Below are 12,013 nucleotides of genomic sequence, written 5' to 3' on the forward strand. Positions count from 1 at the left end.
GGTAATATATTTTGATGTAAAGATATTATTCGTTTATGATGCGCTTGCTCCATTGAAAGCCATTTTTCGAATTCGACCGTGTCCGCGCCCCTGCGCGGACCAGCAGGTAAGTTGTCATGACGTCATCCACGCAGCCGGCCACCGTGCCGGGTTTCCGCATCGCGCTGATCATCCTTGGCATCGCCATGTCGCCGGTTCTGTTGGCGGCCTCGACGCTCGGCAGCCGTCTGGTGTTGCACGACGCGCTGTATGCCATCGTCAGCGGGTCGCTGGTGCTGTGCGCGATCGGCTGCATGACCGGCTGGGTCGGCGTCTCGGCGCGCATGAACACCTATCAGATCGTGCGCTTCGCCTTCGGTACCCGCGGCAGCCGCGCCATCAACGCGCTGTTCGCGCTGGCGCTGTTCGGCTGGACCGCGGTGACCGCCAATAGCTTCGGCCATGCGTTGCAGGATCTGCTGGCGTTGGCCGGTTGGCAGGCACCGATGCTGCCGCTGGTGCTTGTGGGCGGCGTGCTGTTCATCGGCGCCACCGCCTTCGGCTTCGAGGTGCTGGACAATATCGCCTTGGTGGCGATTCCGGTGCTGCTGCTGATGCTGGCCTGGAATCTGCAGCGCTTCTTCGCGGCCGCGCCGTTTTCCGGTCACGATCACATCGGCACCATGAGCCTGGGCGTGGCGACCTCCTCGGTGGTCGGCACGTTCATGATCCTGGCGACCACGATGCCCGACTTCGCCTCGCTGGTGCACAACCGCCGCCACGCGCTCATCGGCGCGATCCTGGCGCTGGGCGTCGCCTATCCGGCGTTGTTCATCGCCGGCGCCGTGCCCTGCGCCTTGAGCGGTAAGGTGACTTTGGTGGGCGCCATGGCGCTGGCCGGCATGGCCTTGCCGGCGGTGCTGATGCTGCTCGTGGCCACCATCACCGGCAATGCCGGCAACCTGTTTCAAGCCACGCTGGTCACCGCCACCTTCGTCAAGTGGCTGCCCAAGCCGAAGATCACCTTGTTGTTGGGGGTGTTGGCCTGTCTGCTCGGCAGCTTCGACATCCTGTCCTGGTTCATCCCTTTCCTGCTGTTTCTCGGCATTGCCGTGCCGCCGATCGCGGGCATCTACCTGACCGACTACGTGCTGCACCGCCGCGGCGGGTACGACGAAGCGGCGCTCGCGCGCCAGCCGGCCGTACCGGTCGCCACCTTCGTCATCTGGGGCGTGGCCACGCTCATTGGGCTGATGACCTCGCACGAGCTATTGACGCTGACCGCCATCCCGTCGCTGGATGCGCTGTTGACCGCGGCAGCGCTCTACGCGCTCAAGAGCAAGCTGTTCGAGCGTCCGCACGCGCTGGCGCACTAGCGCGCGCAGTAAATATGCGGGTCGAACGCGCTTTGCGCGGGGTAGGGAATGTCCACGGACAAGCCCGCCTTGCGTAGCCTCAGCCGGCCATCGCTGTCGCGCGCCATCTCCTGCGGGGTGAGCGGGATGGCGAGGAACGTGGTGCCGTCGATCTGGCAATGCTTGGCCGCGTCCACCTCGGCGACGGTGATGCCTGATGCCAGAATGTGGCCATCGCGCGGCGCGAAAGTCGCCGAAAAGCGCAGCTGCAGCCTCTGCGGCGCTTGCCGCAAGCGGAAGAATCCTCCCCCTTCGCTCATCGTGAAACTCCCCTTCATGCTGTTTTCCGGGATCACCAATATGCGTGATGCCTCGTGGCGCCAGCGCGCCAAAAACGGTTCGATCTCGTAGCGGGCGCGTACCGCCCGGTCATCGGCCTCGCGGCCGATACGGTCAAAAAGGGCCGTATCGGCGCGGTCGACGACCGGGGCAACGGTGCCGAGCAAAATATCGACCGGCGTTTCGCCTGTGGCCACGCGCGGCCACCAGGCGACGCCGTGCCGGTCGAGCAGACTGCCGGCCAGTACGCCAAGCGGGTAACTTTCGTCATCGGTGTCGCTGGGGTAATTGTCCGGGTTGCCCTGTTGCAGCAGGCGTTGCCGCCAGGCGGGGGTGTTGCGCGGCACACCTTCGGCGATCAGGCCCGCCAGTGCGCCGACGTATTCGGCGCTGCCTTCCAGATTGTCGGCGGCGATGCCGTCGCGCGCCTCATCCGGAAACTCGGTTTTCCAGCGTTGCAGCCAATAGCTGGCGTGGCCGAGCGCATTGGGTTGGCCGGCAACGGCCTCATGCAAGCGCCGCAACAGCTGCGCGCGGTATTGCCGTGGTGTCGCCAGGACCGGGTAGGGCGTGCCGCGCGTCACGGTGGACGGCACCTTCCATGCCTTTTGGCCGTAGAAATGAAAGGCCTCGTGCGTGGCCAGGAGGAAATTGTCCGCCACCGGGCATGCCGTGTCGGCGAGGTTGCATTGCCGCGCATGCCAATCCGCCTCGCCCTGGATGCCGAGGTAGATGGTTGGTTTGCCTTCCCACTCGATCGGATTGAACAGGCCGTTGTCGGCGGGGAGGTTGAGCTGCCGAACCGGCTCGAACGGGATGGCGCGGTGGCCCTCGGCATCGATCAGCCAGGCACGCTGACCGTCGCTGGCCAGAATCTGCAGGCGCCGGTAGAACGCCATGTCGGGCGTCTCCCGCGCCAGTACCGGCCAGACGTCGGCGGCCGACTGGGCCAGATGGGCGATATAGCGATCGGCGGTGTCGACGGCGGCGCTGGCGGAGGCCGCCAGCGTGATGCCGGTGGCCAGCAGGCAGGCACGGAGAGGGTGAGGGGGGCGTATCGTACGCATGGGGTGAACCTTCCGTTGGACGTGATGGCGGGCAGTTTTGCAGGCCCTGCGGCTGTCGTCACGGCAGCGCGGTTTGTCGCCCGGGCTTGCAACATGCCACCCTTGCGGCAGAATGGCGGCCTCTTTGTGGTTGGAGCGGGAAATGACGGTCACCATCGATATCGATGATGCGCTGTATCTGCAGGCGCGGCGCATGGCTGATGCAACAATGGATGACGCAATGTTGTTTCGGATGGCGCTGCAAATCTTCATTCAGACCCAGTCCGCCAAGCATGAGCGTGCTTGGGATGCCGAGCCATGAAGAAGCCCTGGCTGGCTCAAGCGCTTGCGTGTCAGGGCCGGCTGTCTGTCATCCGCTCCAGCAGCCAGACGCCGGCCGGTCCGGGTGGACGTCGGCGCGACCACACCACGTCGATCGTCAGCAGCCGCGGCCAGCCCGGCAGCGGCAACATCTGCAGCGTGTTGCCGCCGTAGCGCTCGACGAGCCAACACGGTAATTCTGCCCAGCCGAAGCCGCCTTGCGCCATTTCCATCAGCATCAGGTAACTGGGGGCAGACCAATTGTGCCCGCGCGCGCGGGGCGCCGTACCTGCCTGCACCGTCGTCAGCCGTAGCGCGCGATGCGCATCCAGCTGAGCTGGCTCGATGCGACTGTTCTGCGCGAGCGGGTGGCGCGGCGAGACGTACAGCCCCATCTGGCTTGGTGCGGTGGCCGCATATTCGATGTCCGGAGGGTAATAAGGCTGGCGTTCGACGAACCCGAGCTGTGCCCGCCCGCTGTCAATCAGCGCCAGCAGGTCATCGCTCTCGGCGATCAAACACTCCAGCGCCAACTCCGGATAACGCGCCGCCAGTTCGCTTTGCAGGGCTTCCAGCCGTTCCGGCTGATACGTATCGGACAAAGCGAGGCTCAGCCTTGGCTCGTGGCCGGCTGCGAGCCCTGCCGCTGCGCGCAACAGCCGATCTTGGGCCGCCAGCACCTGTTCGGCGTTGGCCAGTAGATGCCGGCCTGCCGGCGTCAATACCGGCAAACGGGCGCTGCGGTCGAACAGGACGACACCCAGGTCGACCTCCAGATTGGCGATCGCGGCGCTGACGGTGGATTGGCTTTTTCCAAGGCGGCGTGCCGCCTCGGAAAAGGCGCCGTGCGCGGCGGCCTCGACGAATAGGCGCAATGCTTCGATGCTGGGCATGATCTATCGCTTTTATCGATGGTATCCAATTTTGTAAGATCGGCCATGTCGTTGAGAATGTCCATGTGGTTAAGCATGGAGACAAAGACATGGATGCGTCGAAATCGCCGCTGGAGCGCTGGCTGCAGGCCATCGGCTTCGAACTGGGCGGCATCGCGCTGGTGACGCCGCTATTTGCGTGGTGGGTGGGAACCAGCATGGCGGCCATGGGAGGGCTCGCCGTGCTCAACTGCCTAGTGGCGTTGGGGTGGAACGTGTTGTTCAACGCCGCTTACGATCGCGTGCTGCGTGCCTCCGGCTGGGCCAAGACCGCGGCGGTGCGGGCCGGCCACGCGCTGCTGTTCGAGGGGGGCTTGATGCTGGTGTGCCTGCCTTTGGCGATGGCGTGGCTGTCGCTGGACTTCTGGGCGGCGCTGAAGCTGGATATCGGACTTAACCTGGTGTTTCTGCCATACACCTACGTTTATCACTGGGGCTACGACGCCTTCCGGCAGCGGCTGGTCGGGCAGGTTTGACCGCGCGCCAACAAAAAGCCCCGGCAGGCAAGCCGGGGCGAACGCGCTACAAAGGGACGAGGGAATTAGAAGAAGCCGAGTTTGTCTTCCGAGTAGCTGACCAGCAGGTTCTTGGTCTGCTGGTAGTGCTCGAGCATCATCTTGTGGGTTTCGCGGCCGATGCCGGACTGCTTGTAGCCGCCGAAGGCCGCGTGCGCCGGGTAGGCGTGGTAGCAGTTGGTCCATACGCGGCCGGCCTCGATATGGCGGCCCATGTAGAACGCGGTGTTGATGTTGCGCGTCCACACGCCCGAGCCTAGACCGTAGAGGGTGTCATTGGCGATGTGAAGCGCCTCTTCCTGATCCTTGAAGGTGGTCACCGATACCACCGGTCCGAAGATTTCCTCCTGGAAGATACGCATCTTGTTGTTGCCGTGGAACACGGTCGGCTGGATGTAATAGCCTTCCTCCAACCCGCCGCCCAGGTGGGCGCGGTCGCCGCCGGCCAAGAGCGTGGCGCCCTCGTCGCGGCCGATCTGCAGATAGCTTTGGATCTTGTCCATCTGCTCCTGCGATGCTTGGGCGCCAATCATGGTGGCCGGGTCGAGCGGGTTGCCCTGCTTGATCGCGGCCACGCGCTTCAACGCGCGGTCCATGAAGCGGTCGTAGATCGATTCCGCGATCAGCGCGCGGCTCGGGCACGTGCAGACCTCGCCCTGGTTGAGCGCGAACATCACGAAACCCTCGATCGCCTTGTCGAAGAAGGCGTCGTCGCGCTCAGCCACGTCGGCGAAGAAGATGTTGGGCGACTTGCCGCCGAGCTCCAGCGTGACCGGAATCAGGTTTTGGCTGGCGTATTGCATGATCAGGCGGCCGGTGCCGGTTTCGCCGGTGAAGGCGATCTTGGCGATGCGCTTGGAGCTTGCCAACGGTTTGCCGGCTTCCAAACCGAAGCCGTTGACGATGTTGAGCACGCCCGGCGGCAGCAGGTCGCCGACGAGCTCCGCCAGCACCAGGATCGACAGCGGCGTCTGCTCGGCGGGTTTGAGCACCACGCAGTTGCCGGCGGCGAGCGCGGGCGCGACCTTCCACGCCGCCATCAGGATGGGGAAGTTCCACGGAATGATCTGGCCCACCACCCCCAGCGGCTCGTGGAAGTGGTAGGACATGGTGTTCTGGTCGATTTCGCCCAGTGTGCCTTCTTGCGCGCGGATGCAGGCGGCGAAATAGCGGAAGTGGTCGATGGCGAGCGGAATGTCGGCGGCGCGCGTTTCGCGGATCGGCTTGCCGTTGTCCCAGGTTTCCACCTCGGCGAGCAGACTCAGGTTGGCCTCCATGCGGTCGGCGATCTGGTTGAGAATGATCGCGCGCTCGGTCACCGGGGTATGGCCCCACTTGAAGCGCGCCGCGTGCGCGGCATCCAGCGCCATTTCGACGTCTTGCTCGTCCGAGCGGGCCACTTGGCACAGCACCTTGCCGGTTACCGGCGTCAGGTTTTCAAAGTAGCGGCCATGAACCGGCGGCACCCATTTGCCGCCGATGAAATTGTCGTAACGCGCTTTGAGTTCGATGCCGGGCTTCAGTTGTGTCATGTCTTTCTCCTTGTGTCGCTGTGGTCGTGATCCTCGGCGGGACCTGAGCATGCCTCTGCACAAGGCGTGCCAGGAATTTTCGTTCGTGCGCCGCAGCATGCGGCAAGGGGCGAAATTTAAGCATTTACTCTAATAATTTTTGCGAAGCAGCACACCTGCCAAGCCAGACAGGGCTTGCGGCCACGACAGCAGCATGCATACTCAAGCAAACAAACGGCCGATGACTGTGCCGGCGTGCGACAGCTGTCGCGCGACAATGACACATGGGAGAGAACATGAGCCTGACCCCGTCTTTGCCGTTGGCCGAGGCGCGCAAGCGCTTCTTCGATGGTGGCGCGTTGCCCGAGGGCAGCGTGCCGGCGTCGATTTTGCTTTCGTGGCGCCGCTGCCAGGGGCTTGGTCTGCCGCTCATCGGCCGCGGCGGCGAGCGACTGACGGCCGAGGCGCTGGCCGAGCGGCGCGAAGCGAACGCCGATTGGCTCGGCGTGGCGCGACCGCAGATCGATGCCTTGTTTGAAAGCGTGGTGGATGAAGGGCTGGTGGTGATTGTGGCCGACCGCCATGGCGTGATTCTGGACGAGATGGGGCACCCGGCGTTTCTCGATAAGGCCGAGCGTGTGGCGTTGACGCCGGGCATGGATTGGAGCGAGACGCAGCGCGGCACCAATGCCATCGGCACCGCGCTGTTGGCGGACCTGCCGACCCGGGTGCGCGGCGGCGAGCATTATCTGGAACGTAACCGGCTGTTGTCCTGTCACGCGAGTCCGATACGCGATCCGTTCGGCCAGGTGATCGGCGCTTTGGACGTGTCCGGCCCGCCGCGCAAGCTCGGCGCGCCGCAAGCGGCCGGGGTGGAGGCGGCGGCGCGGCTGATTGAACAGCGCCTGTTCGCGCAGGCGGCCGGCCACGCGCGCACGCTGCTGTTTCATAGCGATCCGGCGCAATTGGCCACGCCGCGCGCCGCGCGGCTGGCATTCGATGACGAGGAGCGGCTCTTGGCCGCCGACCGGCTGGCGCTGGCGGCTTTGCGGCTGGGCTGGGATGCGTTGGGCCGGGCGACCTTCGGCGAGTTGTTCGGCGAAACGCTGGCGCATTGGCATGCCCGCGCCGATGCGCACCGCGCGCTGCTGGCGTACGGCGATCGATTGTTTTCCGCCCGCCTGCTGCCGCCCAGGCCGACGGCGCCGGCGGTACCGGTGACGGCAAGACCCGCCGCGCGGCCGGCGGCGCCGGCGCGCGCCGCGACGACGGATGCTGCGTCCCATGATGCCGGCGGGCTGCCGCCCGAACTGTTGGTGACCGCCGGCAAGCTGCTGCGGGCCGACATTCCAGTGCTGATTCTGGGTGAAACCGGGACCGGCAAGGATCAATTTGCGCGCGCGTTGCATGCGCAGAGCACGCGCCACGGCGCGCCCTTCGTGGCGGTCAATTGCGCGGCGATTCCCGAAGGATTGATCGAGGCCGAATTGTTCGGCTACGAGGAAGGCGCCTTTACCGGTGCGCGTCGGCAGGGCAGTCGCGGGCGTCTGCGCGAGGCCAATGGCGGTGTGTTGTTTCTGGATGAAATCGGCGACATGCCGCTGTCGATGCAGGCGCGTCTGTTGCGCGTGCTGCAAGACCGCATGGTGACGCCGTTGGGGGGTGGCAACGCGCATGCGGTCGACATCCGTTTGGTGTGCGCCACGCACCGCGATTTGCGCGCCATGGTGCAAGCGGGCACGTTTCGCGCCGATCTGTATTACCGCCTGTGCCACTTCCCGCTGTGCCTGCCGCCACTGTGCGAGCGCGGCGATGTGGCGCGGGTGGCGCAGCGACTGTTGGACGACGCCGGCGCGGCGCGGCGCGGCATCTCGCTGTCGCCCGAACTCGCGGCGGCGATCCGCCGCTACCGTTGGCCGGGCAATCTGCGCGAATTGGCCAATTTATTGCAGACCCTGCTGGCTTTGGTGGACGATGGCACTGTGCTGACATTGGCGCATCTGCCGTCGATCCTGCGTGAGGAAATGGCGCTGGATCATGCCGCCACGCCGCCGGCCGGCACGGTGGCGGCCCTGCTGGCGCAATGCGGCGGCAACGCCAGCGCGGCGGCGCGCGCGCTCGGCATCAGCCGCAGCACCTTATATCGCCGCATGCGCCAGGGGAGGGGAGCGTGATGAGACGTTGCTGGTTAATGCTTTTACTGGCGTTGAGCGCCGCGGCCTGGGGCGCGGATACCCAGGTTGAAACCGTGAGCGCGCGGCCAGGCGTGACGATGCGTTTCCTGTTTTTGCCGCAGGCGCATCCGCTCGCCAGCGTGATCCTGCTGGCGGGCGGCAGTGGTAACGTCGGCATTGGCGATGACGGCAGCCTGGCGCATGACGGCAATTTCCTGGTGCGCACACGTGAAGCCTGGCGTGCGGAGGGGTTTCAGGTGGCGGTGGTGGACGTGCCGTCCGATCAGCCCGCCGGCATGAGCGACAGCTTCCGCCAGAGCGCCGAGCACGCGGCCGATCTGGCGGCGGTGGCCGCTTTTCTACGGCAGCAGGCGCCGGCGCCGGTATGGCTCGTCGGCACCAGTCGCGGCACCATTTCGGCGGCGGCGGCCGGCATTCGTCTGGGGGATGGCGTCGATGGCGTGGTGCTGACTTCCAGCATCGTGCGCGGCGCCGGCGCGCTGTCGGCGCTGCCGCTGGACCGGCTGGCCAAACCGGTGCTGCTGGTGCATCACCGCCAGGACGAATGCAAAGTGACGCCGTTTGGCGGTGTGCGGGGCTTGCTGGACGGGCTGAGCCACTCGCCGGTCAAAGCGCTGATCGCCGAAGAGGGCGGTCAGGCCGAGGGGGATCCCTGCCAGCCCTGGGGGCACCACGGCTATAACGGCATCGAGGATCGGGTGGTGAGCGATGTTGCCGCTTGGATCAAGGCACCCAAGCCGGACTAAGACCCTCTAACAGAACACATTTCGCGGTTGGGTAGCGTGCTTTCGCGAAGCAACGCACGGCCCTAGGGCTCGCTCTAGACGTGCATTGCCTGCGGCGAATGCACGCTACAAAACTTGAGCGGATGCCTTTCGCAGTTGGGTAGCGTGTGTTCGCGAAGCAACGCACGGCCCTAGGGCTCGCACAAGACCGTGCATTGCCTGCGGCGAATGCACGCTACAAAACCTGGGCGGATGCCTTTCGCAGTTGGGTAGCGTGCGTTCGCGAAGCAACGCACGGCCCTAGGGCTCGCGCAAGCCGTGCATTGCCTGCGGCGAATGCACGCTACAAAACTTGTGCGGATGCCTTTCGCGGTTGGGTAGCGCGCGTTCGCGAAGCAACGCACGGCCCTAGGGCTCGCGCAAGCCGTGCATTGCCTGCGGCGAATGCACGCTACAAAACCTGGGCGGATGCCTTTCGCGATTGGGTAGCGTGCGTTCGCGAAGCAACGCACGGCCCTAGGGCTCGCGCAAGCCGTGCATTGCCTGCGGCGAATGCACGCTACAAAACCTGGCCGGTGCTTTTGTTAGAGATTCTAAGTAAAGTGGTTTCCGTTGTTTGTATTATGATGTGCAGTAATATTTGCCGTTTTTAAAATGACATTTATATATTGAATCTCCTCAATCCAACAGGAAGGAATCAATATGTCGATGTCTATGCGCAAACCATGGCTGCTGGCGGCAGCTCTTTGGCTGCCTTTAGCCTCCGCGCATGCCGAGGTGCGCCAAAGCACGGTGGTGGAGCGCTTGATGACCATCCATGCCGTGAATCAGGCCGGCGGCGCCGAGCCCGGCAAGGATGCCGCCTGCCACATGACTTTCCCGCAGTTCATCGGTTTGCCGGTTCGCACCGACTATGCGATCGACCCGCAGACGCTGGTCATGCGCGCCGAGTCGTATTTCGAGGCGCACCGCTATCCGCTATCGGCGTTGGGCCTGGCGAACGTCTATGCTTTCGCCGCCTACTTCAAGCCGTCGCCGGCCTATCTGCCGATGCTCCTGAGCGTGCAATTCCGCATCTCGACCCAATTCGACCACGCCGCCAGCCGTCTGCTGTTGAATCTCGATCCGCAGACCAATTGCGTGCTGAGCAGCGCGCCGTTTGAGCCGCTGGACGCGGCGCCTGCCTTGCCTGCGCCGGAGAAACCGTAGCGAGAAACGGCACCAATTGAGTGCATTTGCACCAAAATGGTGTGAAATAGCGGAGAATCATTGCGGCATTCATTGCTGTTCGCGCAATAAACTGGCGATGGCCGTGCTACGGTCATCGCTGGATAGTTGTTTATTTCATATTTTCAAAAAATATCTGGCGTGATCGGTCCGGGCATGTCCCTTGCGTAACAACAGCGGGCAACTTGGACTATTGCATCATGCACGCACAACCCCTTCCGATCCCGCAGCACAGTCTGTTGGAAGATATGCTGGCCATCCTGATTGGCGCGCTGCTGGTATCGTTCGGCATGGCTATGTTCAAGCAGGTCGGTCTGTTGACCGGCAGCACCGCCGGGCTCGCCTATCTCTGGCATTACGTCACCGGTCAATCGTTTGGCGGGGCGTTCTTCGTCATCAATTTGCCGTTCTATTACCTGGCCGTGCAGCGCAAGGGCTGGGCATTTACCGTGAAAACCTTCTGTGCCGTCGGCTTGGTGGCGCTGTTCTCCGATCTGCATGGCCATCTGGCCCATTTCGGCGCGCTCAACGCGCTGTACACCGGACTGATCGGCGGCCTGTTGATGGGGGTGGGCTTGATCGTGCTGTTTCGCCATCAGGCGAGCTTGGGCGGGGTCAACATCCTGGCGCTGTGGCTGCAGGATACGCGCGGCATCCGCGCCGGCAAGCTGCAGATGGCGATTGACCTGACCATTTTGTCGGCGTCGGTGCTGGTGGTCAGCCCGTGGGCGCTGGCTTGCTCGGTGCTCGGCGCGGTGTTGATGAACCTAGTCATCGCCATGAACCACCGGCCGGGGCGTTACCTGGCGGTCTGAGGCTAGCGCGCCTCGGGCGGAATGGCGCTGAGGACCGAGGCGAATTGCCGATGGCTGTCCGGATCGACCGGCTTGTAGACCACGCGCTCGCCGGCGGGGTCGTTGCCGAGGAAATTGCCGTCTTTCCAATTGCGCGCCGGCCGAATCGGCCGAGGCATGAAACCGCCGCCGCAGTTGGGGCAGACGTTGGCGAGCACGTTGTCGACGCAGTCGGCGCAGAAGGTGCATTCGTAAGAACAGATGCGTGCGTCGAGCGAGGCGGGCGGCAGCGGCTTGTTGCACTGTTCGCAGGTCGGTCTCAATTCCAGCATGGCGCGGCGTCTCCGGCGGCAAAGATGTTGGTTATTTGTATGGCATAAAACGGGGCGTAGTCAACAGGGGAGTGTGTAGCGAGGAAGAAGCGTTCACGCTTGATAGGGCGACGTGCTGAGGGTTAGGCGGCTCTTTGCCGTGGACGTACTTCTTCGGCAATCCTCTCTCCAGCCTCTCTTTCCGCCTGTTTCAGGTCGAAGGCCGTCTGTAGGTTGAGCCAGAACTCTGCGGTGGTGTCAAAGTAGCGGGCCAGCCGCAGGGCGGTATCCGGCGTCACGCCACGGCGCTCGCGTACGATGTCGTAGATTCTCGGGGCCGGGACATGCAGAGCGAGCGCCAAAGCATTGGCGCTCATTGCTAAAGGGGAAAGAAATTCTTCTCGAAGAATTTCACCAGGGTGAATCGGTCGCATATTGTTAGTCGCCACGTTGTCGCTCGCTTTTAATGGTAATCGACGATTTCGACGCATTCGGGGCCTGTGGCCGTCCAGACGAAGCACACGCGCCATTGGTCGTTGATGCGAATGCTGTATTGGTCGGCGCGATTCCCGCGTAGTGCTTCTAGACGATTGCCTGGCGGCGCACGCAAATCCTTCAGCTCTACCGCATCGTCAAGCATTTGCAATTTGCGGTGCGCAACGTTTTCGATGTTACGAAACCGTTTGGGGCTAGCCCCTTCGTAAAGTGCTAAGGTGTCGGCACACCGGAATGAGCGAATCGTCATGGTTACAATAATATAACG

At 63.8% G+C, this 12,013-nt stretch carries 13 protein-coding genes; 7 read left to right on the top strand and 6 right to left on the bottom strand.

The annotated features are described in order from the left end of the window. Positions 1–116 precede the first annotated feature (116 nt). Positions 117–1,355, top strand: a complete 1,239-nt coding sequence (locus JOZ06_RS10860) for a cytosine permease (RefSeq protein ID WP_293232277.1) — start codon at positions 117–119, stop codon at positions 1,353–1,355. Here JOZ06_RS10860 and JOZ06_RS10865 read toward each other — a convergent pair. Continuing rightward, positions 1,352–2,740 carry a hypothetical protein gene (locus tag JOZ06_RS10865; RefSeq protein WP_293232278.1) on the bottom strand — a complete coding sequence of 463 codons (1,389 nt, stop codon included), beginning with the start codon at positions 2,738–2,740 and terminating at the stop codon, positions 1,352–1,354. The two genes, JOZ06_RS10860 and JOZ06_RS10865, sit on opposite strands and share 4 nt — an antisense overlap. A gap of 142 nt (positions 2,741–2,882) precedes the next feature. Here JOZ06_RS10865 and JOZ06_RS10870 point away from each other — a divergent pair, with 142 nt between their 5' ends. Further along, positions 2,883–3,041: a hypothetical protein gene (locus JOZ06_RS10870; RefSeq protein ID WP_293232279.1), complete on the top strand. Its 159-nt coding sequence runs from the start codon at positions 2,883–2,885 to the stop codon at positions 3,039–3,041. Between the two features lie 31 nt (positions 3,042–3,072). On the opposite strand, the gene JOZ06_RS10875 is transcribed toward JOZ06_RS10870, so the two are convergent. Beyond that, the gene (locus JOZ06_RS10875; protein ID WP_293232280.1) at positions 3,073–3,933 is read right to left on the bottom strand and encodes a LysR family transcriptional regulator; all 861 of its coding nucleotides are present in this window, start codon (positions 3,931–3,933) and stop codon (positions 3,073–3,075) included. A gap of 89 nt (positions 3,934–4,022) precedes the next feature. On the opposite strand from JOZ06_RS10875, the gene JOZ06_RS10880 reads away from it, so the two are divergent. Then, on the top strand, positions 4,023–4,448 hold the full coding sequence (locus JOZ06_RS10880) for a PACE efflux transporter (protein ID WP_293232281.1): 426 nt from the start codon (positions 4,023–4,025) through the stop codon (positions 4,446–4,448). A gap of 65 nt (positions 4,449–4,513) precedes the next feature. Here the strand turns inward: JOZ06_RS10880 and adh are convergent, their stop codons facing one another. Then, the gene (gene adh, locus JOZ06_RS10885) at positions 4,514–6,019 is read right to left on the bottom strand and encodes an aldehyde dehydrogenase (protein WP_293232282.1); all 1,506 of its coding nucleotides are present in this window, start codon (positions 6,017–6,019) and stop codon (positions 4,514–4,516) included. Positions 6,020–6,294: 275 nt separating this feature from the next. On the opposite strand from adh, the gene JOZ06_RS10890 reads away from it, so the two are divergent. From JOZ06_RS10890 to JOZ06_RS10905, 4 genes are all read left to right on the top strand, one after another. Beyond that, positions 6,295–8,172, top strand: a complete 1,878-nt coding sequence (locus JOZ06_RS10890; protein ID WP_293232283.1) for a sigma-54-dependent Fis family transcriptional regulator — start codon at positions 6,295–6,297, stop codon at positions 8,170–8,172. Next, on the top strand, positions 8,172–8,939 hold the full coding sequence (locus tag JOZ06_RS10895; protein WP_293232289.1) for an alpha/beta hydrolase: 768 nt from the start codon (positions 8,172–8,174) through the stop codon (positions 8,937–8,939). The genes JOZ06_RS10890 and JOZ06_RS10895 overlap by 1 nt, the downstream gene beginning before the upstream one ends. 687 nt (positions 8,940–9,626) lie before the next feature. Further along, entirely contained in the window at positions 9,627–10,127 is a 501-nt protein-coding gene (locus JOZ06_RS10900) for a hypothetical protein (RefSeq protein WP_293232284.1), read from the top strand. Between the two features lie 218 nt (positions 10,128–10,345). After that, positions 10,346–10,960: a YitT family protein gene (locus JOZ06_RS10905; RefSeq protein WP_293232285.1), complete on the top strand. Its 615-nt coding sequence runs from the start codon at positions 10,346–10,348 to the stop codon at positions 10,958–10,960. 2 nt (positions 10,961–10,962) lie between these two features. Here the strand turns inward: JOZ06_RS10905 and JOZ06_RS10910 are convergent, their stop codons facing one another. From JOZ06_RS10910 to JOZ06_RS10920, 3 genes are all read right to left on the bottom strand, one after another. Further along, the gene (locus tag JOZ06_RS10910) at positions 10,963–11,271 is read right to left on the bottom strand and encodes a DUF1272 domain-containing protein (protein WP_293232286.1); all 309 of its coding nucleotides are present in this window, start codon (positions 11,269–11,271) and stop codon (positions 10,963–10,965) included. A gap of 122 nt (positions 11,272–11,393) precedes the next feature. After that, complete coding sequence (locus JOZ06_RS10915; RefSeq protein ID WP_293232287.1) at positions 11,394–11,684, bottom strand: HigA family addiction module antitoxin; 291 nt, start codon at positions 11,682–11,684, stop codon at positions 11,394–11,396. A gap of 29 nt (positions 11,685–11,713) precedes the next feature. Beyond that, a partial coding sequence (locus tag JOZ06_RS10920) for a type II toxin-antitoxin system RelE/ParE family toxin (protein WP_293232288.1) occupies positions 11,714–12,013 on the bottom strand: 300 nt, incomplete at its 5' end.

It is taken from the genome of Paludibacterium sp. (assembly GCF_019232825.1).
Classification (GTDB): domain Bacteria; phylum Pseudomonadota; class Gammaproteobacteria; order Burkholderiales; family Chromobacteriaceae; genus Paludibacterium.